The sequence below is a fragment of the Pseudomonas sp. H1_F01 genome (genome assembly GCF_054681425.1).
The window spans coordinates 1607520-1632914 of record NZ_CP162823.1; the positions used below are offsets into that span (position 1 = coordinate 1607520).

Below are 25395 nucleotides of genomic sequence, written 5' to 3' on the forward strand. Positions count from 1 at the left end.
GCTCACCGGCCTTCGTCACAACGCTTGCGTGCGGGTTACTGCACTTCCACCGCCAGGCTTTCGCTGATCTTCTGCTGCCAGATCGCTGGGCCTGTGATGTGCACCGACTCGCCTTTGCTGTCCACGGCGACGGTCACCGGCATGTCCTTGACCTCGAACTCGTAGATCGCTTCCATGCCCAGTTCGGCGAACGCCAGGACCTTGGATTTCTTGATCGCCTGGGCCACCAGGTAAGCGGCGCCGCCGACGGCCATGAGGTATACAGCCTTGTTGTCCTTGATCGCTTCGATAGCGGTCGGGCCGCGCTCGGATTTGCCGATCATGCCCAACAGGCCGGTCTGCTCGAGGATCTGGCGGGTGAACTTGTCCATCCGCGTGGCCGTGGTCGGGCCGGCCGGACCGACGACTTCGTCGCCTACCGGGTCGACCGGGCCGACGTAGTAGATGAAGCGGCCCTTGAGGTCCACCGGCAAGGTTTCACCCTTGTTAAGCATCTCGACCATGCGCTTGTGCGCGGCATCGCGACCGGTGAGCATCTTGCCGTTGAGCAGCACGGTTTCGCCCGGTTTCCAGCTCTGCACGTCCTCCGGAGTCAGGGTGTCGAGATTGACGCGACGGGCCGACGGGCCGGCTTCCCAGACGATTTCCGGGTAGGCGTCCAGCGGTGGCGCTTCCAGCGACGCCGGGCCGCTGCCGTCGAGCACGAAGTGGGCGTGACGGGTGGCGGCGCAGTTGGGGATCATACACACCGGCAGGGAGGCGGCGTGGGTCGGGTAGTCCATGATCTTCACGTCGAGCACGGTGGTCAGGCCACCCAGGCCCTGGGCGCCGATGCCCAGTTGGTTGACCTTCTCGAACAGCTCCAGGCGCATCTCTTCGATACGGTTCTGCGGGCCGCGAGCCTTGAGCTCATGGATGTCGATGGATTCCATCAACACTTCCTTGGCCATGACCGCGGCTTTCTCGGCGGTGCCGCCGATGCCGATACCGAGCATGCCCGGTGGGCACCAGCCGGCACCCATGGTCGGAACGGTTTTCAGCACCCAGTCGACGATGGAGTCGGACGGGTTGAGCATGGCCATCTTCGACTTGTTCTCGGAGCCGCCGCCTTTGGCCGCCACGTCCACTTCCACGGTGTTGCCCGGGACGATGGAGTAGTGGATGACCGCCGGGGTGTTGTCCTTGGTGTTTTTACGTGCGCCTGCCGGGTCGGCGAGGATGGAGGCACGCAGGACGTTTTCCGGCAGGTTGTAGGCGCGACGCACGCCCTCGTTGATCATGTCGTCCAGGCTCATGGTCGCGCCATCCCAACGCACGTCCATGCCCACGCGCACGAACACGGTCACGATGCCGGTGTCCTGGCAGATCGGCCGATGGCCGGTGGCGCACATGCGCGAGTTGATCAGGATCTGCGCCATGGAGTCGCGGGCTGCCGGCGATTCTTCGCGCAGGTAGGCCTCGTGCATCGCCTGGATGAAATCCACGGGGTGGTAGTAGGAAATGAACTGCAGGGCGTCGGCAACGCTCTGTATCAGGTCATCTTGCTTGATCACGGTCATGAGTCGCGCTCCTCTCTAAAGACGGGAACATTCAATAAGGTGCCGGCCGCTGGGTGCATCGGTCGACGGGCGGCACCTCTATAAGGCACGCCGGGCATGCTGGCGCGACGCTAAAAAGGCGCGGCAGTATATCGCAGGCTAGCCCCCCTGTGGGAGCAAGCCTTGCTCCCACAGAAGCTTTGCTCCCACAGCCCAACAGAGCGGTGCACAGGTAACGTGTCAGGCACCAAACCACTGCGTCAATATAGGCCATTGCTTTGACGCCATTTTTCTGCTCCAGAATTGAATGGTCATTTGTCCTACACGCCACTAAAGTGGCGTCTGGCCTGTAGCGTAGGACGCCTCCTGTCAGTTTCCTTTCCCATGGTGAGTCAACGATTGACCCATAACGCCATTCAACGTCTTTTGCTGAAACGCTTCGCTTTGGCGGCCGCGACGTACGCGCTGGCACTGGTTTTGTTGTGGCTGGCATTTTTCAGTGGTCATTACCTCGATTCGTTGCGCGGTGTCATCATCGGCAGCGTGTTGGTCGTGCTGTGCCAGGCCGGGTTGTTCGCGCTGTTTATCACCGACCGTAACCTGCGCTTCGCCGACCCCAGCCTCACCGAAGCGCAGGTGCTGATCGGCCTGGGCTGGCAGACCTGGATGATGGCGCACCTGGACCAGGCCCGGGGCGTGTTCCTGGTGTTTTATGTATTGATCCTGTTGTTCGGGCTGTTCCACCTGTCGCGCCGGGCCTTTGTGCGCTGCGCGTCGCTGGTGTTCATCAGCTTCACCGCGATTACCCTATGGGACGGTTACTTCTTCAGGCTGCCCGATCCCACCTTGGCCGGGTTGCAGGTGGCCGTGCTGTTTCTCGTGCTGGTGTGGCTGGTGTTTTACGCCCGCTACGTCCAGATATCACGCCAGCGCATGCGCCAGCGGCGGTTTGCCTTGCAGGCGCACCAGGACACCTTGCGCGGGATGATGCGCCAGCTCGAAGACCTGGTGGCCACCGATGAGCTGACCGGGCTGTTCAATCGCCGGCACTTCCTGCGCCTCGCTTCCCGCGAGCTCAACACCCTCAGGCCCGGCATCGCCCATGGCCTGGCCCTGATCGATCTCGACCATTTCAAGCGCATCAACGACCTGCACGGCCACGCTGCGGGCGACCAGGTGCTGCAGGCCTTTGCCGCGGTCGCCACCGCGTGCCTGCGCGAGGGCGATGTATTGGCCCGTTATGGCGGCGAGGAATTTGTCATGCTGCTGCCCGCCTGCGACCCCCAGCGCCTGACGGCCTGCTGCGAGCGGCTGCGGCTGGCGTTCACTGAAGTCGAGCTGATCGGTCTGCAGGTCGGCGCCCTCAGCTTGTCGGCGGGCATGACGATGCTGGAAATGGGGGATGACCTGGACAACGCGTTGCAGCGTGCCGACCAGGCCCTGTACCGTGCCAAGCGAGACGGCCGCAATCGGTGCGCTGCCGGCTGGGAGAACACCGATGCCTGAACTGACAGTCGCCGGTCGGCAATGGACGGTGGCGGCGGGCAGTAACCTGCTGGACGCGTTGAACGGCGCCGGTGTGGCGGTGCCCTACAGTTGTCGCGCCGGCAGCTGCCACGCTTGCCTGGTGCAGTGCGTGGGCGGCGATGTGCGCGACAGCCGCCCCGACGCCCTGAGCCCGACGCAGCGCGACCAGGGGTGGCGGCTGGCCTGCCAATGCCAGGTGGTCGAGGATGTGCAGATCCACACCTTCGACCCGCAACGCGACGGCCAGGCCGCTCACGTGGCAGCAGTGGATTGGCTCGGTGGCGAGGTGCTGCGCCTGCGCATCACCCCCGAGCGGTCGCTGCGTTATCAGGCCGGGCAGCACCTGGTGCTGTGGGCCGGTGACGTGGCCCGGCCGTATTCCCTGGCGAGCCTGCCCGAGGAAGACCGTTTCCTGGAGTTCCACCTCGATTGCCGCGAGCCCGGCCAATTCATCGAGGCGGCCCGGCAGATGAAGGCCGGCGACCCGATCCGCCTGGGCGAACTGCGTGGCGGTGCCTTGCATTACGACCCCGACTGGCACGACCGGCCGCTGTGGCTGCTCGCCGCTGGCACTGGCCTGGCGCCGTTGTTTGGCTTGCTGCGCGAAGCTTTGCGCCAGCATCACCAAGGCGCGATTCGCCTTATTCACGTGGCCCATGATGGAGCCGGGCATTACCTGGCCAAACCCCTGGCGGCGCTGGCGGCCAAGCATCAAAACCTCAGCGTGGAGCTGCTGACCGCGGCCGAGGCGCCGTCCGCCTTGGCGCAACTGCGGCTTGTTTCGCGGCAAACCCAGGCCTTACTCTGCGGCCATCCCGACCGGGTCGAGGCCTTCGCCAAGCGCTTGTACCTGGCCGGCTTGCCGCGCAATCAACTGCTGGCCGACGTCTTCCTGCCCCGTGGTTGAGCGCTGATCTTCAGACGCGAGACCGACCATGACCGAAACCCTGTTGCTCGACCGAGAACGCGGCCTGCTGACGGTGCGCTTGAACCGTGCGGAAAAGAAAAACGCCCTGACCCGGGCCATGTACAGTCAACTGGCCCAAGCCCTGGCGATGGCCGATACCGACCCGCAGATTCGCGCAGTGCTGCTCACCGGCTCCAGTGACTGCTTCACCGCCGGCAACGACATCATCGACTTCCTCGAACAACCACCGAACGACCTCGATAACCCGGTGTTCCAGTTCATGCTCAGTCTGCTCGATTGCCGCAAACCGGTGATCGCCGCCGTGGCCGGGCCGGCGGTGGGCATCGGCACCACATTGCTGCTGCACTGCGACCTGGTCTACGTCAGCCGGGACGCGCGGCTGCGTATGCCGTTCGTCAACCTGGGACTGTGTCCGGAGTTCGGCTCCAGCCTGATCCTGCCGCGGCTGCTGGGCCAGGCCCGGGCTGCGCAATTGTTGCTGTTGGGCGAGGGCTTCAGTGGTGAACAGGCGGTCGCCTGGGGCATTGCCACCGAGGCGCTGGACAGTGGCGAGGCGGCCTTGGCCAAGGCTCGGGAAGTGGCGTTGCGCTTCGAATCGCTGCCGGCTGAAGCGGTGAACATCAGCAAGCAACTGATGAAAGCGCCCGACCGGGAGCAACTGCTCAGGGTGATCGAAGAAGAGGGCAGGCTGTTCACCCAACGCCTGCGCTCGCCCGAGGCGGTAGCGGCGTTGTCGGGGTTTATCAACAGGCATTGAGTTTTGCAGCGCCTGGACTGGCCCTATCGCGAGCAAGCTCGCTCCCACAGGGGGTTGGGGGCGAGCGGAAAGTCTCGGAACACCACAGAACCATTGTGGGAGCGAGCTTGCTCGCGATGACGGCAGTTCAGGCACTGCATTCTCCGAGAGCAAAAACCAAAAAGCCCCGCCATTCACATGGCAGGGCTTTTGTTTTTCAGCGCTCGGTCACTCAGACCATCGGGTCGCCAACGTGCAGGATTTTCATCCCGTTGGTGCCGCCGATGGTGTGGTAGCTGTCGCCCTTGGTCAGGATGACCCAGTCGCCAGTCTGCACCACGCCACGCTTGACCAGTTCATCCACCGCCGCCTGGCTGACTTCGCCCGGTTGCAGGGCGGCCGGGTCGAACGGCACGGTGTAGACGCCACGGAACATGGACGCGCGAGCCTGGGTTTCGCGGTGCGGGGAGAACGCGTAGATCGGCACCGAGGAGCGAATGCGCGACATGATCAGCGGTGTGTAGCCACTTTCGGTCAGGGCGATGATCGCCTTCACGCCCGGGAAGTGGTTGGCGGTGTACATCGTCGCCAGGGCGATGCTTTCGTCACAGCGCTCGAAGGTCTTGCCGATGCGGTGGCTGGAAGTCTTGCTGGTCGGATGCTTTTCAGCGCCGATGCAGATACGCGCCATGGCCTGCACCGCTTCAAGCGGGTAGAGGCCGGCGGCGCTTTCGGCCGAGAGCATCACGGCGTCGGTGTAGTCGAGCACGGCGTTGGCTACGTCGGACACTTCGGCGCGGGTCGGCATCGGGTTCTGGATCATCGACTCCATCATCTGGGTCGCGACGATCACCGCTTTGTTATGGCGGCGTGCGTGCAGAATGATCTTCTTCTGGATGCCCACCAGCTCGGCGTCGCCGATTTCCACGCCCAGGTCACCACGGGCCACCATCACGGCGTCGGACGCCTTGATCAGGCCATCGAGGGTTTCGTCGTCGGCCACGGCTTCGGCGCGTTCGATCTTGGCCACCAGCCAGGCAGTGCCGCCGGCTTCGTCGCGCAGTTGACGGGCGTATTCCATATCGGCGGCGTCACGCGGGAAGGACACGGCCAGGTAGTCGACTTCCATTTCCGCGGCCAGCTTGATGTCGGCCTTATCTTTTTCGGTCAGGGCCGGTGCAGTCAGGCCACCACCGCGACGGTTGATGCCTTTGTGGTCCGACAGCGGGCCGCCGATGGTCACGATGCAGTTCAGTTCGGTGGCGGTGGCGGTTTCGACGCGCATCACCACGCGACCGTCGTCGAGCAGCAGCTCGTCGCCCACGCCGCAGTCCTTGACCAGGTCCGGGTAGTCGATGCCGACCACTTGCTGGTTGCCTTCGGTCAGCGGATGGCTGGTGGAGAAGGTGAAGGCGTCACCGATCTTCAGCTCGATGCGCTTGTTGGCGAATTTGGCGATACGGATCTTCGGGCCTTGCAGGTCACCCAGCAGGGCAACGAAGCGACCGTGCTTGGCGGCGAGGTCGCGCACCAGCTTGGCACGAGCCTTGTGCTCGTCGGGGGTACCGTGGGAGAAATTCAGGCGGGCAACGTCCAGGCCAGCCAGAATCAGCTGTTCGAGAACTTCCGGCGAATTACTGGCCGGGCCAAGGGTAGCGACGATTTTGGTGCGACGGACGGACATGCAAGACTCCTCAAGTTCAAGCGCCAGCGAAGGCTACTATGCTCTTTGGGTGTAGTCATTGTTCATATGCACTACTTTTTCGTTTGTTTTTCGAAATGAACATTCCTGAAAATTTTTGCGCCTTGGATGAGCTTTCAAGTACAGCTTGGTGGTGAGCTGGAATGATCTGTGGGAGCAAGGCTTCATTCATGTCACTGTGCCTCCATCACTGATCATCCTCCTTATCAGAAGGACAAAGCCCAGTTCCATTTTTCAGGCTGAAGATTTTCCCACCCAGGTCGATACAGAGCTCAAGACAGGAGAACCTCCCATGCGATTCGTGCTTTTCGTTGCCCTGGCCCTGAGCGTCACGGGCTGCACCCGTTGGTCGATGAACCACCACATGAACCTGGCCTACAAGGCCTATGACCGCGGCAATTGCGAGCAGGTCATGCTCGAACTGTCCCAGGTCGACCGCGCCAGCCGTGCCCGCCGCTACATGCAGCCGGAAGTCTCGATGCTGCGCGGCCAGTGCCTGGAACGGCAGAAGCTGTTTATCGATGCGGCGCAGACCTACCAGTTCATCATCACCCAATACCCTGACAGCGAATACGCCTTCCGCGCCCGCGCCCGGCTCGAGACCCTGCAGAGCCTAGGCCATTATCCGACCCGCAGCGCGTCGGCGATGCGCCCGACGGCGTCCTGACAGGCTCATCAAGCCATGGCCGGGGCGATCCCTGGCCACAAGCGCCTGGCGTGTTTTTGTTTATGAAAGGTGTACGGACGGACTGGCTGCCACACGACCATGAGCTATATTTGTACAAATCGTCATTAGAGCTAAATCTCTAACTTCAAGCGGCACCTGTGACCGGCGGCAGTAGGGCCTGGACGCTTGCGAGCGTCTGGCACCGGGATCGGGGAGAGCGAGCTGGCGTGTGCTCGTTCCGAAGTATTAGGTTGCCCCGATTCGGGGTCGTTCAAAAAGCGATACAGGACATGTACAAAAAGCGGCGAATCGAACGGCAGCAGTTGCCGTGTTTCCTGAGAGTGTTCAATGGCGTCAACGGCAAGCCCATCGGTTTCTTGGGCAACGTTTCTGCAGATGGCTTGATGCTGATCAGCCATTTACCGTTGATGGTCGGCGCGGACTTTGACCTGCACCTGAAGATCCCTTCCGATGAGGGACCGCAGCAGAACATTGTGCTCAGAGCCAATTGCCTGTGGTGCCGCGAAGACGTGACGCCGCAGCATTTCGACGCCGGTTTCAGCCTGAAATGGGCGCCGCCGGAGTACGGGCAACTGATCAGCGCGTTGCAGCAATATTTCAGTTTTTATCCGTTGCCGGAGTCGGCCTGAGCCCCGGTCACTTTTGTTGGCGCAACACTTTGTGGGAGCGAGCTTGCTCGCGAAGGCGGCAGCACATTCAGCATTGATGCAAGCTGACCCACCGCTATCGCGAGCAAGCTCGCTCCCACAGGTTTTTCATACGCCTCTTCAGCGCCGAACCTTCGCCTCGTTATCCAGCATCTTCTCCAGCAACAACACCCCCATCTCGCCCATCTGGTGAATCGCCAGGGCCAGGTTGCGCGGGGCGCCTTCCAGGTCTTCCGATAAATCCAGAATCAGCGTGCTCACCGAGCAGAAGGTTTCATAGGTGTGGGCGAGCATGCCTTCGGGGTCGGCGTCGGGCGCGACGATGAAGTAATCCGGTGGTTTGACAGTCTTCTTGTCGGGTTGGCCGTGGTTGGGTTTGAGGTAGTAGTCCAGGGCTTTTTGGGCGGCCTGGTCGAGTTTTTCGGGGTCGAGGGTTTCGTGGGGGGATAGCGGGTCGGTGTGGGGCGGATTTGGAGTTGGTTTGATCATATTCACTTTTCCATGATGGGGCTGCCACCCGGTTCGCGACTAAACGAAGGGAGGCGGCTGGACGCAGGTTAGTCGACCGGTGGAAAAGTGAAGCCCGGCGCGCCCGAGGGCGCCCTGCGAACAGCCACCATCAAGTGCGGGCAGGGAGCCCGACTGGATGACGCTTGTACACATCACTTTTGCCTCCGGGCGACTAAACCCGATCACTGGTTATCAGCGACGCGAATCAAGTTACGGGGCAAGGCCAAGGCGCACAAGCCGGCGGATTCTGGCGGATCTGTAGTCCGTTGCGCAAGACGCTGTAGTCACCCGGATATTTCCTTGCACCAGGCCCCGCCACTCGTCGGCACTGTCAGAACTAACAGGTGTTTAGAGTCGCCAGATGGATATTCAATGAGTCCACGAACTATCCGGTCATATCGCCAGCCTGTTAGCCAGAGACTACGGAGTGCGTCATGGACACTGACGACGATATTGAAAAAAACGAGTCTGGTGAAAACATAAAGGACATGGAGATTCGTGATCCTGAGTTTCAAATCTTATCTCCCTCGGGTTATATCCCAGAATCAACATTTCTTGTTTCAGGTGTCGGCGCCAGACCTGGCATTGCCGTAATGATTCTGGATGCCAGCACTGCCCAGAGCCTGGGCGCGAGTTACGATGTCAATAGTGACGGTAGCTGGACGGTGGACGCCACTATGCGAAACGAGTCAGACCTAAGGTACGTTGCCGTCCAAAGTGGACATGGACCAACGCGGCCGAGGACGGTCGTAAGGCGTCCAACCACGCTCACCACGCCCCCCTCGAATGGTTTAGTCGCTCCCGGTCAGGTTGTTTTCGGTGGGGAGTGCTTTCCAGGTGAAACTTCAACTGATCCAGGCATGCGTATCCGAGTACTTGACGGCACCACTGAATTGGCTTCGGTGATTGCCGTAGGGCCAGGAACAACATGGGAAGCCACATCAACTGCGGCACTGTCTGGAAAAATCTATACCGTGCGGGCTGAATACAAAGTTGAGAGCAGTCCAGTTCCAAGTTACACAAATGATTTATCTTTCGAGGTGTTAAGCCTAAGCCCACCGACCATCACCGCGCCCACCACCCATCAGGAGATGAATTTCACTGTATTCGGAACACACGGGAGGTCGGGCGCCAGTGTCGAAGTGAGGCTCGATGTCATCGGCAGACCGGTCGGTCCTCCAGTTGGGGTAGGGTCGAGCGGTTCCTGGAATGCCGACGTGCAAGTGCCGCCAGGGACGGTTTCGTTGGTGGCGGAACAAACCTATCAAACCTTCCCGTCGGGGCTTAGTGCTCCTCAAGCGTTCAAAATCCGCCCACCGGCATTGACCGCCGTCACCGTCACCACCCCGACCGACACCTCAGTGAAATTCGAAGGCGACGGCTATACCGGCTCAACCGTCGAGATCACGGTCGTCAGCGGCCCCAACGCCACAGCGCCGGCCCCTGCGCCGGTAAACGGAGGCCGCTGGAACACAACCGCGACAAACTGGCCATTTGGCTCGTACAGCCTGCGGGCGATCCAGCGGTTTCCCGACGGTGCCAATGGCTGGATTGACTCGCAGCCATACACCTTCCCCGTCAACCTGATACTTCCAGACCCGACCGATATCACCTACACACCGGTCTACCAGCCCGTATTCTCGGGTAAAGGGTTCAACGGTGCGACGGTGATGCTGTTCAATCCCGGTGGTGCGTCGAAGGTGGCGCCGGATGCTGGCGTGTCGTCCGGTCAGTGGCAGAGCAGGGCATCAGAGGTTTGGGGGCCGACATTCAAACGGAAAGTCCATATCAGGCAATACCTGAATGGAGCACCGTCGCCGACCTGGCAGGAAATCGAGGTCACCATCCCACCGCTGGCACCGGTCATGAACGTGCCCGTGGAAAATGGCCTCTCGCCCAACCTCAATGGCACCTGCTGGCCGGACGCGGTGCTGACACTCACATTCAGTGACAGCACCACCGAACACCCCGTCGAGAATAACAACGGCACCTGGAATTTCCGCCGCACCGAGCCGTTTGCACCCGAGGTCATCCACACCGCGACGCTGATCCAGACCGCCGCCCAGCAACCCTCACCTGCAGCATCCAGAACCTTCACGGTCGTTCTGCCCATGCGCCAGCCAGTGATCACTGACCCCATCCCCAATGCTGAGGTCGGTCGCGAGCTGATCGTCCGCGGGCGTGAGGGCATGGCAGAGGCATCGATGCAAGTGCGCGACGCCCAATTTCAAACGGATCTGGGCGAGCCCAAGGTGCTGACTGCCGATGGCGAATGGTCTGTCGAGCTGCCCGTGCTGGCCTTTCGTCGCTACACCATCGACGCGCAACAGACCCTGCGTGGGGTGCCTTCCGAGCGCAGTGAGACGGTGACATTCGAGGTGGTGGTATTGCCACCGGTGTTTGACGTGCCGCAGCCAGGCAGCGACCTGCCGCGCACCATGGTGTTGTCTGGCACAGGCATGCCGGGCGGGCGGGTCGATGTCTGGCTGCTGGGCGCCAGTGAGCCGTTGATCGAGGATGTTTTTGTGGGCGCCGAAGGCTGGAAAGCTGAAGTGACGCTGCCGGTGGGCGAGACCACGATTCTGGCCCGGCAACGCTTCGAAGGACGGACCTCCAAGGACACTGCGCCGTTGACCTTCAACGTCGTCCCGGCTGCCCCGTTCATTGAAACCCCGGCCACCGACGAGCACATCGGCCGGCGGGTGGTGGTGTCGGGTTTCGGCGTACCGGGGGATACGGTGACGGTGAAGCTGGGTGACGCTGCGCTGACGGTGTTGGGCGATAGCCCGGTGCTGGAGGATCGTACCTGGTCGGTGACGGTGGCGTTCGATCACCCCGGCGGCCTCTACGACCTGATGGCCGTGGCGTCGAGCGAAGGTTTTCATTCTGCCGATTCACCGCCGCGGCCGGTGGTGCTGGGCACCTATCGACCTTCCATCGACGTGCCCGTGGCCGGAGGCTGGGTCGACAACCCGGTCAACTTCGAAGGTCAGGGCCGGCCGGGCGTCGGCCAGGTGGTGAGCTGGTTCAACCCTGATCAGGTGTGGGCGACGGGTCTCCCCGTCGCTGCCAGTGGTTGGGAAGGCGGGGCGTCGCAGGCGCTCTCGGCTGGCGGTAACTGGTGCCGGTTCAGGCAGACCATCACTGACACGGTGGACGGCGCGACGGCTTCCGATTGGGTTGAGAGCCGGCGCTTCGAAGTCCTGCTGCCCATCCGCCCGACCCAGGTGCCCAACTCCCGATAGACGGTCATAAAACCTGTCGGTTCTGACAGTAGACGGCTTGGGCCCTTAAGCGCCAAATCACGTTTACCAGACGCTCGGCCTGACGGCTTCGTCGGACCGCTGCGGGCCGTTATCGAACTCGAGGTCTCGTCCATGGCTGACTCCCGCCCTGCTTTACAGCTGCTGACTCAGGTGTTCAGTGACCAGCAACTCACAGCCTACGCGACGCTGCAAACGTACCTTGAAGAGGGCGGTTCGATCTTTACGCTGGTGGAAAAGGGCGTACAGGGATTGGTGAGAGACTTTGGCGTGAGCCCCGATGACGCCCGTCAGCTGTCACGGCGCCTCAACAGCATGGCCATTTACCTGCGGCGTCAGTTCATCGAGCACAGCCTGTACGATTCTGCAAAAGAGCAGCGGCGAGCAAGCAGTGGCTTGCTGTCGATGGTTCGAGGCCCCAGTTTTGAGCTGCTGTTTAATCCCCGGTTCGACAGTTTGTGTCCACCCCAGGCCCTGGAATCTGTTGCGTCACCCGTGGCGTATTTGATTGAGTTGATGAGGTGGATCGAGCAACGCATCGAAGCGGCTTCCAACGATATGTTCAAGCTGCCATTGCATGATCGGCGCAAAGACCTGAAGCCGCTGAGCGTCGATTTCAACGCGGTGCATCGATCCGTGTCATCGGTGGACATCATCGTCCCGGTGCTGGAAAGGTTTATCGATATGGCGCCAGAGGCCCTTGAGCAAGCCATGATCGAGGCGCGCTATCCCAATGGGCTGCCTTACTTCCAGCATTGGGTCACGGTGGATACGGTCGCCCGTCACCATGGCCTGTCGGTGGGCAGTTTTGTCCAAAGCGTGAGCCCGTCCTTTCCGTATTTTTTTCAGGCTCAGGCCTGGTACAACGATGCGGGACCGGCCCTGGCCCATGCGTCGAGATTGGGACCTTATCAGCGGCGGTTGCTCACGGAGGAGGCTGCCAAGCTCGCCGACCGCGACGTATTTTATGCGCACAACTTTGGCACCGATGACTTGACATGGCAGGACCTCGAAGAGATGCCATTCTTCGGCGAACGGACCAAACTCGACACCCGGGGGCTCGAGGTCTTGCTGTCGGTACGCGGCTTTGCGCCAGTGCGTTCGGCCAATGTGACCTACTCGTCGCAAACGGAGTCCGACGTGCCGGAAAGCGGGCGCTCGGGGTCGGTTTATCTCAACGCCAACGACCACCCGGGTGTCAGTATTGTGGGTAGCGCAGATGGCCCTGCGTTCCTCCACAGGCTGTCAGTAAGCCCTGGCGACGCCGCAGGACTTGCGCGTTACGACCGAATGAATCGCAAGTTGCGCCTGGATCAATGGCTGGCACTGCCGAGTGAACAGGTGGATGCGCTGCTGGTGGCAGCCATCAAGGCTGAAGTGCGCGGTGATGCAGCCACCAGTGCCTGGTGGATCACCGAACAGGTCGTGCATGCACTGGGGCTGTTTCAGTCGTTGCGCGAGCGCTATGAATGTCCCGTGAACGACTTTGCCGTGTTTATCGACGAGTTGTCGATTTACGGTCGCGGTGAAGCACTCTCCCAATTCGATCAGGTCTTCAATAACCAGGGCGATTATCGTGAGCCCTTGAAGCTCGACAACGGACCGTTTCCGATCGTACCGGCACCTGAGGTGCCCGATCTGACCGTCAGCCAACTGTGCAGCGCGTTGGGCATCGACCTGCAGACCTACAACTACCTGGCCCTGGCGATTGCCAATGCCCATGAAATCACCGGCGACAGCCTGCCGCGTAACCTGGCGATCATGTCCAGTTTCTACCGCATGGTGAAGCTGCCCCGGCTGTTGGGCATCACCCCGGTCGAAGGCGTGTTGATGCTGACGATGCTGGGGGGGAGCTTTGGCTCGACGGCCTGGCGGGTGTGCCCCTGATCAATTCCACCGCAAGCGATAGCCCGGATGCGCTGAACCTCATCCAGGCCATGCAATTGTGTGTGGACTGGTGCGCCGATCGCGACCTGCCGGTGCTCTGGATGGTGCAGCAGGTCTCCCAGCCCTCGGTGTTGGACACCTCCCTGGACGCCGAAGGGCGGTTTTTTGAACAGGTGCTCAACCTGTTGCCCGGCGCACTGCTCACCCACTCGGCGATCCTGATGGCGGGTGTGCCAGCGATGGCGGGGGCCAGTTGGCTGGAGCTGCTGGGGATGCAAACGACACTGGTCGAGTTCGATGGGCTGGTGATGTCGCGCACGGGAACCGAGGCTCAATACCTGGCCTTTGCGCGAGAACAGCTTGAGCACGCCGTGGAAATCGGCCTCGGGGAACAATATGAGCTGGAGCGCCCCGCCATTGTCGAGAGAATGCTCACCGTGGTGTTGGAAGCCAGGGACGCCCAGGTGTCGGTGGTCAAGGAATGCCTGGCGGTTTACACGGGTATCGGTACCGAGCAAGCGCTCGAGGTGCTGGCGTGGGCCAATTCAACGGTGAGCCGGCTGCTGCGCCAGGTGCTCGAACGCGACCTTTCGAGTCTTGAAGGCCTGGTGAAGGGCCGCAACGCATTGACTGACCCATTGATTGCGCTGTTGGCCGATGTGCGCCGTCGCAGTGCGGTGGTGGCGAAACTGGAGCTGGGCGCCGAGGTGTTGCGCGACTATCTGGATTACGGCCATAAAGCCTGGCTGGACCAGGACGACAAGCACGCGTTCACGGTGCGCACGCTTTACTACCTGAGCACCCTCACCCGTGCGTTTGAGCTGAGCGACCAGCCGGCGCAGACGTTGCTCGACTACCTGCGCGAGGTCAATGCGCTGCCTTCTCCTATAGGGGGGCACGCAGTGCATTTGGCCGAACAAGCGGCGTCCATTCGGCTGGCCGGTTTTTTTGACTGGAGCGTGCAAGAGGTGCGCGAGTGCGTCAGCCGCATCGAATCCGAGCACAAGATCCTGAAAAACCTGCCCCAACTGGATCTGTTGATGCGGGTTCGGGTGCTGGCGGCGCACACCGGCATGGATGCCTTGACGATTTTCCTGCTGGGCGGGTTGCCGGAAGAGATCGACAAAGCCGCCTACAAGGAAGCCGCCGAGCATGCCTTGCTGAGCCTGTCCGAATCCGATAGGCCGCCGGCGACCTTCACCGGGGATCTGAAACAGCTCGTTACCGTGACATGCGTCCCGGACAATACCGTGGTGGTGGCGGCGCCTGGGAAAAAAATCACCTTCACCGTCACCCTTATGGACAGCAATGGGGAACCGTTGAGCGGAGTCAACGTTTACTGGAGCGCCGAGCTGGGAACCATTGAAACCCAGGCGACGAATACAGACGGGGTAGTTGAGGCCGAGTACATACCGGGCAAGGTGTTGGGGCGGGACACGCCGCAATTCTGGCTCGATCTGTTTGAGCGCGAGTATGCCCCTACCGTCGAGGTCATTTTCGATAAGCTCAACCTGGACGTCCCAAGAGCGTACATGTCGCCAGTACCTCTGGGAACGGTGCCCTTCGGTCAGGAAGTCGAACTCTACGCCACCATTATGGACCGTCATGGAAACCTTGCGACAAACCATCCGACACGCTGGCTAACCACGGATATGGGAGGGGGGGAAGGCCGGGTGGTTTATCGACCGGACCAGTCCTACACCAACCAGGAGGGTCTGGCCCGGACATTTGCTTCCAGCCCTACCGGCGGAAGGCTCAAGATCACCATCACTCCCGACGGTGACGCGTTCGCTGATTTCCCGCCCATCAGCTTTGAAAGCGAGGAGCAAGCATCATGACAGGGAACACGATGGGTGACTTGCTCGAAAAACGCCGGACCGCCCTGATCGAATACAGTCTCGGGCACGTTGGTAAAAGTGGCGAGAATCCACCCTACAAATTCCTGCGTACCCCAGCGGATCTGTTTGAACTGCTGCGTCTGGATCCTCTGGACAGTTACCCGGTGCAGAGCTCCTGGGTCGCTGAAGCGACCAGCTGCGCCCAGCAGTTCATCCACGCCGCCTACCGCAAACTGGAACCCGGCTATGCCGACACCGAGTTCGACAAGCGGGACCTGGCCACCTGGGAACTCTACAACAACTACCCGGATTGGTCGGCGCTGCAAATGATCGGCCTTTACCCGGAAAACTTCATCAACCCCTTCGTGCGGCAGCGCAAGACCAGCCTGTTCAAGACCCTTGAAAACAACCTCAACCAGGCACACTTGAACAGCGATTCGGTTCAGGTTGCCTTGCAGGAGTACCTGCAAACGTTCGAGCAAACCTGCAACCTGGACGTGCTCAGCAGCTACATGGACAGCGTCTCGCCGGCCCGGGCCGACTACTACTTTGTCGGACGCCAGCGGGTGCCGCCTTACCAGTATTTCTGGCGCAAGGCCGAGGTCGAGCTTTCCCCCAGTAGCACCGCCATTAACCCGGCGGCCTGGAGTGAATGGCTGCCGGTGGATACGCCCACGGGCGTGACGGTGATGGACATCCGGCCGGTGTTCTGGAGTGGGCGACTGTGCCTGGTGTGGGCCGAGTGGCAGTATAAGGTCGGAAGCGAAGACGAGGACGAGGAAGAGGACGAGGAGGCCAACGTAAGCCTGCCGCACCGGCTGGACGTCAAAGTGGCGTTCAAGGCCCAGAACGGCCGGTGGTCGGCGCCGCTGAGCCTGCACAGCAGCGTGCATGACAGCGACCTTTCCCAAGGCGCCCGGTTGATTGCGACTGTGTGGGCCGACCCTTACAACCCCAAGGGTAAGCTGGGCGTTTTTTTAACCAACGACGAGGCTTCCCTCAAGGTGTTTGCGGTGCGCGATGTGCTGTTCCGCCCCCTGGCCTGGGACGATGGTGGCTGGTTGGAGCAGGCGGCGCTCAAGCGTTTTGTCACGGCTGAGACGGTTCAACACCCGCTGATGAATCAGCCGGCCATGGTCACTGTCGTGGACAGGCCGGGCACGATGACACCCTACCTGGGTCTGCAGGCTGCGGTGTTTCGCGTCGATGGCTTCGATGAACTGGTGGTCTGCGGCTACTGCCGGCCAACGGGTTTGACCGGACTCCCTGTCCTCATGGACTTGAGGTTGGTCGGTCGCGCCGACGGAGACCCAGAGGATCTCTTGGGGGCTTCTTTTCCCATTGTCGGTGGCTGGAGTACCCCATGGAAGGTTTATAGACGGGCGAGCGGTTCGTGGCCGCAGCCGACCACGTTTACGTTGGGTGGCTCCTTGGGTGTGGGCCCCCAGGGCCAAAATCAGTTTCAACTGACCATTATCAATGTGACGGATTTCCCCCCCGTCTCACTGCTCAAGAACAGCTTCGATGCGGCGCAGTTCCTCTCCCTCAACCAGGCCGAGCTCACCCTTGAATACGCCCGGCTGAATTCGCTGTTCGGCCCAGAGTTGGTACAGCGTTCCAATATCTCCGTCGATGCGGTGCTGGATTGGGACACGCAGTTTCTGCCGGAGCCGCCCCCGGAATCGAAAACGATCAGTGAGCCCAACGGGGCCTTCGACGGTGCTAACGGTCTGTTCTTCTGGGAGCTGTTTTTCCACCTGCCACACCTGGTGGCCACACGTTTGCGCACCGAGGACCGCTTCCTGGAAGCGCAGAACTGGTTGCATTACCTGTTCGACCCGCAAGCGCCGGCCGACCCCGACAACGGCCAGTACCTCAATCCAAAACCGGCGTATTGGCGCTGCCGCCCCTTGAGTAGCGCCGGCAACCTGGGCTGTGAAACCCGGGCGCCCACCGACCCCGACGCCATCGGCTATTCGGCGCCCCGGCACTTCCAGATTCTGGTGTTCTCGGAGTACGTCAAGAACCTGATGGCCTGGGGCGACTGGTATTACCGCCAACTCACCCGTGACAGCCTGGTAGCGGCCAAGCTGTGTTACGTGCAGGCCGAATTCCTGATGGGCAAGGCGCCGGCGGTGCGAACGGTCAACCGTTGGGAAACCGACACGGTGGACAGCTTGATGAACAAAAGCATGTCGCGACCGGCCCTTGAACAATTTGAACAAAACCTTGCGTTCAGCCTGGCGGACTTTCCTGCCGCCGCCGAGGCGCCGCCGCTGCTGGGGCTGTTGGCCAACGAGCCCTTCAAGGCACCGATCAATGAACAGTTGCTCGCGCTGTACGATTTGCCTGGCCAGCGCCTGCATAACCTGCGCAACAACCTCACCCTGGACGGCAAGCCACTGGAGCTCGCGCTGTTCAGCCCGCCCACCGATCCCAACGCGTTGCTGAGCGACCTGGCGGCCGGTGGTTCCGGTGCGCCAAGACCCATGGGCGGGCGGTTGGTGGTGGGGGCTTTCCGCTGGCGCACGACGTTCGAGGTGGCATTGCGCGCCGTGCAGGCGCTCCAGGAACACGGCACCCAGGTGCTGCGATTACTCGAACAACGGGACCTGATCGAACAGCAGGAACTGCAGCAGAACCATTTGGTGGAACTGGGTATCTACGCCCGGACTGTGCAGGAACAGAACATCACTCAGCTACAGGCGAGCAAGAGCGCGCTGGAGCAAAGCCGGGCCGTGGCAGAGGAGCGGGCAATCGCTTATGCGCTTCTCTATGACGAGAATGTGTCGAAGGTTGAGTACGAGGTCATGGAGAGCTTGCAGATCTCCAAAATCCTGGCGCTGACCTCGGCAAGCATCAAACCTGCGGGCGCCGTGATTGCCTCGCTCCCCACTATTTTTGGTTTGGCCAACGGTGGGCATCGTATCGACAAAATGGTCGACGCGGTTTGTTTCGGCCTGGATATAGCGTCGTCGACGATGCAGATAGACGCGGACAAACAGGCCACCACCGAAAGTTACCGTCGCCGCCGCGAAGAGTGGCTACTGCAGCGTAATCAGGCACTGGCGGAGGTGCGTGCGCTCGATGCACAAATCACCGCCCAGACCCATGCGGTGAGCGCCGCTCAAACCACACTGGATCAAACCCTACTGGTCAACAACCAGGCCTTGACGGTGTACAACTTCATCAAAAAGCGCGCAACCAACGCCGAGCTGTACGGCTGGCTGCTGGGCCAGTTCAAGGCGTTGCACTACCAGGCCTACGATGCCGTCGTCAGTCTGTGCCTCAGCGCCCAGGCCTCGCTGAGTGCCGAAACCGGTGATTATGATTCGCAGATCCCCTTGCCCCAGGTCTGGCTGGACAATCGCCACGGCCTGACGGCAGGCGAACACCTGCGCGGGCATTTGCTGCGCATGGAGCGCGAGTACCTGCAACGCTATGAACGGCGGCTGGAGCTGGTCAAGACCCTTTCCTTGCGCCAGTTGTTCGATGACGCGAGCGACCCGCAGGCGGGCACCAACAGCAGTTGGGCCAACGCACTGGATCAGTTGCGTACCAAAGGAACGCTGGAGTTCAAACTCTCGCAATTGCTGTTCGACCGCGACCATCCGGGGCATTACTGTCGGCAAATCAGCTCGGTCGAGGTCGACCTGCCTGTGCTGATCGGGCCTTATGAACATGTACGTGCCACCTTGCTGCAGATCAGCAGCATGACGGCTACCAAGGCCACCATTCCGGCGGTGGAGTACTTGCATGATCCCGCGGGTCGCGTGGCGCCTTCCGATGTGCAGATCAACCTGCGCAGCGGTCAGCAGATCGCCTTGTCGATGGGGCTTGGCGACCACGGCATGGTGGCGATGAAATTCGATGACAGCCTGCTCAATCCCTTCGAAAACACCGGGGTGGTTTCACGCTGGCTGTTGAGCTTCCCAAGGCCGGAAAAGGAACCGCAGAAGAGCATGCTGCTGTCCTTGACGGACATCATCGTGCGTATCCGTTACATGGCCAGGGCCGGCGAGCCGCCGTTCGTGCGAGCCGTCGAAGATCAGATCACCAAGACCGAAAGCAAACTGTCCCCCTTCTCAACCGTCGAAGGAGCAGGTCGCCATGAATAAACCGATTATCCTGGCCAATGAAAATCTGGTGCTCAATGGCGACTTCGAACAGTGGATCGATCACTGGATACAGGAACCGGCTTCGGGTTACTTGGGGACTGCGAGCGATTGGTATGAAGAGGAGGGCCAGCACGTTCGTTTTCTGACCGCCGGCAATGGGGCTTCGGTCAATCAGGCGCTGACGGCTCCCAAGGATCCAGGCGCTCAAGCTCGCTACGTCCTCACGTTCCTGTGCGAGACGAGGCACACCGAACCGGGCAGGCTGCTCATTAGCAGCGATAAACAGCCGCAGGAGCAGGAAATCCTGTTGCCGCCGGGTCCGGCCCGGGATGCGCAGGAGGATCAGGCGCGACGCAGGAACGGTCAGCCGCGGGAGTACAGACCCATTCCCTACAACGTCCCGTTGGACCTGCCGTTCAACGCTCAAGACATCCTCACGGTGAGTATTCATAGCCCGCGAAACGTTCCCGGTGACGTTTTCTCGGATGTCCGCATCACGCGTATCAACCTCCAGTTGCACCTTGAGCCAGCGCTGATGCAAGCACTCAAGCTTGATGAGCAAACACGGCCGGCAGCCGGGCGCTTGTACGTGTGCCTGGGGGCCTCGGGTGACTTGGCCCACCAGCTAGAGTTCGTTCCCGACCCGGGCAATGCCTGGGTCGGCACCCAAGCGGCGTTGACCAGCGACGACAATCCCCAGGAGGCGCTGATGGCGACCCCGGCCTGGGGCGTGGATCACCCATTGGATTCGGCCTGGGCCCTGGACTGCCCGGCAATCGGTGAAGACGGGCCGTATTCGTTCTCCATGGACCTGGTCAACCAGTACGCCGCTGAGGTCTATCCGGTGCAGGTGTCCCTGGGTCATCATCGATTGGCTTTTCGTGAAGTGCTCGAGGCGGCGTATTACCCGGTGCTGGAATACGACCAAAGTGTGCGCTTGGGGGTGCAGGTCACTTCTTATTACACCGGGCAACCCTTGAGCGACCGCACCGTGAACTGGACTTCCACGACCGGGCAGGTCGCCAGCGTTGCCATCACCCGAACTGACGGCTGGGCCTACTTTGATTTTCAGCCGGCGCAGGCCGGTGATGTCGAGATCCAGGCGTCGGTCGAGAGCCTTTACTACGCCTCTGGCGTGTTGACTCAAACCTTGATGGTGCGGGTGTTGGCGACGGATCCGTGGAAGGATGTGCGAACGGTGGTCGAGGGGGTTGAGTCGCCTTGGGAGGAAAAAACCGGTTACCCCAACCGCGGCTCGGATTATCCCCTCGACGTGAAACTGCCCGCCGCCAGTCCCTTGCAGGGGACGCAGCTGTCGTTGCACTGGAGCGGTGATTCCCACGAGCAACTGGGGGTTGTCGTCAATCCGGCCCTTGAAGCGGCGGTGCCGGTCACCGGTGCCGAGCTGGCCTGGACCCTGACCAGCGAAGATCGTTATGACGGTCGCTTCGAGCTGCAACTGGCCTGCTCGAAACTGTTACTGCCTTCACCGAAAAAAACCATGTCGCTGGCGCGCAATCTGGTCCGGGTGGGAGACGTCCGAGAGGCCAACAAATTTCCCGTGGTGGACGAAAACGAAAGCGTGCTGTTGCGGGTGCAGGTGGTGCACTTCGTGGCCAGCGGCGACGGCGATCCGGTCATCAATGCCCAGGTCGAATGGAAGGCTGGCGCCGAGTCGATTTCCACCGTCACCACGGGCGCCGGTGGTTGGGCCAGTGTGTTGTACACGCCGCAGAGCGCGGGGGACAAGGTGGTCATCGCCAGCATCAAGGCCCACGAGCAAGCCGTTGCGGTGGAGCAGCCTTTCGATGTGACGGCGATTGCGACCAGCCCCTGGAAAAGCGAAGTCAGTATTCTGCTCGATGGCGAGGTGGTCCAGCGCAATACGCTCGGTGTGCTCTGTCGACGCGGGCAGACCCACACACTGAAAGTCGTGCCCAACGCCGGCAGCCTGTGGATCGATAAAAACATCAGTTTGCATTGGCGAGGGGCCGCGCCGGATATTGGGCTGTTGCCCAGTGACCTTGGAACGCCCAAGCGGTTGGAGGCGGCTGGCGCCCAATGGACGCTCGCCTCACAGGTCAATAGCAGTACCAGCAGCCTGTTTGAGCTGGAGTTGCGTCTTGAGAGCGTTTCAGTCGTTCGCGAGCTGACGGGGCGATTGGTGTCCGAGGACCTGGCGGAAGAAGTCAGCCTGAGACTCGACCAGATTGCCGCAGCACTGGACGCCCAGGCGCTTTATCCGTGCCTGGGGGCGCTTCATCGGTTTAGCGTTTTGCCCAATGCGCTGAGCCCGCTGGTGGGGTTGGAATCAACGCTGGCATGGTCCGGGACATCCGCCGAGGAGTTGGGGGCAACGGTTCGTCCGGTGTTGAATCTTGCGCAACCGATCAACGACGGCGGCGCGATCTGGATGCTGGATTTTACCGCCAGTGAGCAACCGGGCGAGTTTGCCCTGGCGTGGGCAGTGCCTGCGCTGGACTTCGTCGCCACCGCCAAGCCGATGACGCTGGCGCATAACAAAGTCAGGATCCAGGGCTGGCGCGAATCGCCGGTCGACCCGGTGGTCGGGCAGGATCCTGCGTGGCTGTGGGTCCAAGTGGTTTCTCATTTCACAGGGCTTGCCGTGAATCAGGTTCCGGTGACCTGGACAGCGGGCAGGTCAAGCGCGCAACCCACCGACGCCGAAGGCTGGTCCGGTTTTCCCGTGGCCCCGGCCGCCGCCGGAACCCAGGCAGTGAAGGCCTCCGTGAGCAGTCGTTACGACGGCTACGAAGAGGAGCGCCCCTTTGAAGTCACGGCGCTGGCAAGTGATCCCTGGGCCGGGCTGACGGTCAGCTTTGATGGCGCCGCGGCACAGCCCTGGGGCGAAAAAACCTACTTCCCACGCCGCAAGGGCGAACATGTTTTTGAGCTGATGGCTCCCGAGAACAGTCCTCTGTTTGAGCGCGAGCTGACGCTTGGCATGACCGGAACCGGGCCGAGCGAACTGGGCATCAGCTTTTTGCCTGACCCCCTGGGAATGCCTCGCGAGTTTCCCAGCGATGGCCTGCGTTTCACGCTAAAGGCCGGCGATCTGAAGGACGGGGGCTTTGCTTTGCGCCTGGCGTCCCAGCGGCTGGCCAGCCTCTCCCCGGCGAACGCGATGTCGTTGGGCGAGGGCGAGCAAGTGCTGGAGATCCGCTGGGACAGCGGTGTTCACCAGACACTGGACTGGGAGCAGGAACTGGTCGAACAGGTCACCGTGGTCTCTTCCATCAGCGGCAAGCCGATTGCCGGGGTGACCGTGATCTGGCGTGGTGATGACCTGGGGGAAGTGACCACCGTGACCGATTATTACGGGGTGGCGCGCGTGCGCTATGTTCCCACCACGCCCGGCGCCGCGCAGTTGACTGCGACGGTGGGGCAAGGGCAGTACGCGTCATCGGTGGCGCTGTCGTACTTTTTACACGAGCCCCGGGAAATCCAGTCGCTCACCAGCGACAAACCCAACGGTCACCTAGGGGAGCTGGTTTCAGCGGTCGTGACCGTGGTGTCGGCCATGACTGGCGAACCTCTGGAGGACGTCGAGGTGCGATGGGAGTATCCCCAGATCACGATTGCAGCGACCAGAACAAATGTCGATGGGCAAGCCGAGGTGCAATTCAGGCTGCCCGGAGTCAGGAAGGGGGTTCTATACGCCATTGTCACGGGGGGGTATGCGGGATGGGAGATGGCAGCTCTCAGCTTTGAGCTGCTGCCCAATGACATGACATGGTTGCAGGACTTCAGACCTTACGTTGATGGCAGGCCCGTAGAGTGGTCTGAAGTCAAGTTGAATGTATTCGCAGGACAGGTTTGCACGCTGAAGTTGGATTATGGGGGCAGTTGGCTGATTGGCGAGCCGGATGCCCAGATTTGTCTGCAATTCAAGCCGGGCGAAGAGGTGCAGGGTCTGGTGTTCGATCCGCCTTTGGGGCAATTGGTTGCGATGGAGCAGGGCAGTACTTCCTTGAGTTGGACTATTTTTACCGACCAGGCGCAAAACAGGCCTTTTGTTCTGGAATTCGATATTCCCTTGATAACCGAAATGCCACCGTCGCCTCCTTTGCCAGGGATTACTCGCGATGAAGATAGCTGGCTGGAGGAGTTCACCTTCTACCTGAACAGTCAGGAATTCGATCTGGCCCATAGAAAGCTCAGCCTGAAAGATGGAACCAATAACACCTGGGAGTTGCGAGCCAAGGAAGATAGCGCCCTGATAAACGCCACGAGTGTCGCTTTGTGGATGTCGGGAGGAGACGCGCTTCAGTTGGTTTTCGATCCGCCGTTGTTTCAACCACAGCCCGTGACCACAGCCCCCTTGAGTTGGTCGATTCTGACCAAAGCATCACATTGGGGTTCTTTCACGTTGGAGTTAAGAAGTCCGCACCTGCCCACGCGGTCAATCGACGCCGAGGTGAATGTTCATGGGACCTGACAACATCGCCTACAAATCCCCCGCTTTCTTCCACCCCAAATACAACGTCACCAGCTCGGCCCCCAATTCCCCGGGCCGGGCTTGCAGCACAGCGATCCCATGGGCGCTCAGCCGTTCATGCAGCGTCGCCCGGGCATTCAGATATTCCACCGCCCCGCAATACGCCAGCGCCTCGGGCAGAGTTTGCACCGGCGCCTGGCGCAGCCGGTCCAGCGCCTCTTCCCGCAGGCTCGCCACCAATACCCGATGCCGTTGGCCCAGCCGTTTGACGGCGGTCAGCAGTTCTTCATCGTCTTCGTCCCGCAGGTTGGTCACCAACACCACCAAGGCCCGGCGTTTCTGCCGGGCCAGCAGTTGGGTGACAGCGGCCTGGTAGTCGGCGGGGTGCTGGCTGCTGTCGAGGTCGTAGACGGTGTTGAGCAACACATTGAGCTGCCCCGTGCCTTTGACCGGCGCGAGGTAGCGCGACTGTTCGCTGGCGAAAGTACTCAGGCCCACGGCATCGCCCTGGCGCAGCGCGGTGTAACTGAGCAGCAGGCAGGCGTTGAGGGCGTGGTCGAAGTGCGACAGCTCGCCGTCCTGGCTGCGCATGCGCCGGCCGCAGTCGAGCATGAAGATGATCTGTTGGTCGCGTTCGTCTTCGTATTCCCGGGCAATCGGCGTGCGATGGCGGGCCGTGGCCTTCCAGTCGATCTGGCGCAGGCTGTCGCCCTCGCGGAATTCGCGCAGTTGATGGAATTCCTGGCCCTGGCCGCGCCGTTGCCGCTGGCGGATGCCGAGCTGGCTCAGCCAGTTGTCCACCGCCAGCAGTTGACCGTCGTAGAGCCTGGCGAAATCCGGGTAGACCCGAGTCTCATCGAGCGCATCCAGCAGACGCTTGTCGGTCCACAGGCCCAACGGGCTCGGCAGGTTGATTTCGCAATGTTCGAAGGCGAAGTGCCCGCGCTTGAGCGGGCGCAGGCGGTAGCCGACCTGGCTGCGTTGGTCGGGTTGCAGCTCGACGGACAGTGGCAGGTTTTCGAAGTCCAGGCCGTCGGGTACGTGATCGAAGACCTGCACGTGCAGCGCTTGGGCAAAGTCATGGCTGATCTCCAGGCGGACTTCACCCCAGCGACCGAGGGCCAGGCTTCCAGGCATTTGCCGTTGCACCCGGGGCGAAGGCAGGCGCCTGACGCGCACCGCGTCGAGCAGCGCCAGGGCCAGCAAGGCCAACAGCAGCCCCCAGTTGATCGACAGCAGTGTCGATGGCAGTGCGATGCCCAGCGCCCGCAGTGTGCCCAACACGATGCCGAGGGCCAGCAGAAGCGCAAGCCAGGTCAATAGCAGGCGCGAGGGTTTCATTGACACATACCCTTTGGGAGAAATGCAGAGCGAGCTTTTGTGGAGAGGGGGCTCATGTGGGAGCAAAGCTTGCTCGCGAAACGGGCATCTCGATTTCTGCGAGACCGCGTCGCTTTCATCGCGGGCAAGCCTTGCTCCCACAGACAAGCGGGATGGTGCTGGTGGGAGCAAAGCTTGCTCGCGAAACGGGCATCTCGATTTCTGCGAGACCGC

Annotated in this window: 15 protein-coding genes; 10 read left to right on the forward strand and 5 right to left on the reverse strand. The window is 61.3% G+C overall.

The features are described from left to right. Positions 1–35 precede the first annotated feature (35 nt). Positions 36–1559: a fumarate hydratase gene (locus AB4O09_RS07365; protein WP_003205127.1), complete on the reverse strand. Its 1524-nt coding sequence runs from the start codon at positions 1557–1559 to the stop codon at positions 36–38. A gap of 378 nt (positions 1560–1937) precedes the next feature. On the opposite strand from AB4O09_RS07365, the gene AB4O09_RS07370 reads away from it, so the two are divergent. Genes AB4O09_RS07370 through AB4O09_RS07380 form a run of 3 tightly spaced genes read left to right on the forward strand, consistent with a single transcriptional unit; the run spans position 1938 to position 4750 of the window. After that, on the forward strand, positions 1938–3044 hold the full coding sequence (locus AB4O09_RS07370; RefSeq protein ID WP_003205125.1) for a GGDEF domain-containing protein: 1107 nt from the start codon (positions 1938–1940) through the stop codon (positions 3042–3044). Next, positions 3037–3972 (forward strand): iron-sulfur-binding ferredoxin reductase, encoded by a 936-nt coding sequence (locus AB4O09_RS07375; RefSeq protein WP_003205121.1) that lies wholly within the window; start codon positions 3037–3039, stop codon positions 3970–3972. The genes AB4O09_RS07370 and AB4O09_RS07375 overlap by 8 nt, the downstream gene beginning before the upstream one ends. A gap of 28 nt (positions 3973–4000) precedes the next feature. Next, positions 4001–4750 (forward strand): enoyl-CoA hydratase, encoded by a 750-nt coding sequence (locus tag AB4O09_RS07380; protein WP_003205119.1) that lies wholly within the window; start codon positions 4001–4003, stop codon positions 4748–4750. Between the two features lie 211 nt (positions 4751–4961). On the opposite strand, the gene pyk is transcribed toward AB4O09_RS07380, so the two are convergent. After that, the gene (gene pyk, locus AB4O09_RS07385) at positions 4962–6413 is read right to left on the reverse strand and encodes a pyruvate kinase (protein WP_003205118.1); all 1452 of its coding nucleotides are present in this window, start codon (positions 6411–6413) and stop codon (positions 4962–4964) included. 55 nt (positions 6414–6468) lie between these two features. After that, a complete protein-coding gene (locus tag AB4O09_RS07390) occupies positions 6469–6603 on the reverse strand; it encodes a hypothetical protein (protein ID WP_256212897.1) in 135 nt (44 codons plus the stop codon). Positions 6604–6723: 120 nt separating this feature from the next. Here AB4O09_RS07390 and AB4O09_RS07395 point away from each other — a divergent pair, with 120 nt between their 5' ends. Beyond that, the gene (locus tag AB4O09_RS07395; RefSeq protein WP_003205116.1) at positions 6724–7098 is read left to right on the forward strand and encodes a tetratricopeptide repeat protein; all 375 of its coding nucleotides are present in this window, start codon (positions 6724–6726) and stop codon (positions 7096–7098) included. A gap of 290 nt (positions 7099–7388) precedes the next feature. Next, the gene (locus AB4O09_RS07400) at positions 7389–7748 is read left to right on the forward strand and encodes a PilZ domain-containing protein (RefSeq protein WP_003205114.1); all 360 of its coding nucleotides are present in this window, start codon (positions 7389–7391) and stop codon (positions 7746–7748) included. A gap of 138 nt (positions 7749–7886) precedes the next feature. Here AB4O09_RS07400 and AB4O09_RS07405 read toward each other — a convergent pair whose 3' ends face one another. Next, a complete protein-coding gene (locus AB4O09_RS07405) occupies positions 7887–8255 on the reverse strand; it encodes a DUF6124 family protein (protein ID WP_013694123.1) in 369 nt (122 codons plus the stop codon). Between the two features lie 1238 nt (positions 8256–9493). Here AB4O09_RS07405 and AB4O09_RS07410 point away from each other — a divergent pair. From AB4O09_RS07410 to AB4O09_RS07430, 5 genes are all read left to right on the forward strand, one after another. Beyond that, positions 9494–11521: a hypothetical protein gene (locus AB4O09_RS07410; RefSeq protein WP_460108060.1), complete on the forward strand. Its 2028-nt coding sequence runs from the start codon at positions 9494–9496 to the stop codon at positions 11519–11521. A 132-nt stretch (positions 11522–11653) separates the two neighbouring features. Then, positions 11654–13426: a Tc toxin subunit A gene (locus tag AB4O09_RS07415; protein ID WP_460108062.1), complete on the forward strand. Its 1773-nt coding sequence runs from the start codon at positions 11654–11656 to the stop codon at positions 13424–13426. Continuing rightward, complete coding sequence (locus AB4O09_RS07420) at positions 13417–15264, forward strand: Ig-like domain-containing protein (RefSeq protein WP_460108065.1); 1848 nt, start codon at positions 13417–13419, stop codon at positions 15262–15264. Before AB4O09_RS07415 ends, AB4O09_RS07420 begins: the two co-directional genes overlap by 10 nt. After that, positions 15261–19382, forward strand: a complete 4122-nt coding sequence (locus tag AB4O09_RS07425) for a Tc toxin subunit A-related protein (protein WP_460108068.1) — start codon at positions 15261–15263, stop codon at positions 19380–19382. Before AB4O09_RS07420 ends, AB4O09_RS07425 begins: the two co-directional genes overlap by 4 nt. Then, positions 19375–23841 carry an Ig-like domain-containing protein gene (locus AB4O09_RS07430; protein WP_460108070.1) on the forward strand — a complete coding sequence of 1489 codons (4467 nt, stop codon included), beginning with the start codon at positions 19375–19377 and terminating at the stop codon, positions 23839–23841. The genes AB4O09_RS07425 and AB4O09_RS07430 overlap by 8 nt, the downstream gene beginning before the upstream one ends. Before the next feature lie 9 nt (positions 23842–23850). On the opposite strand, the gene AB4O09_RS07435 is transcribed toward AB4O09_RS07430, so the two are convergent. Then, positions 23851–25182 (reverse strand): DUF58 domain-containing protein, encoded by a 1332-nt coding sequence (locus AB4O09_RS07435; protein ID WP_003205104.1) that lies wholly within the window; start codon positions 25180–25182, stop codon positions 23851–23853. Positions 25183–25395: the final 213 nt, after the last annotated feature.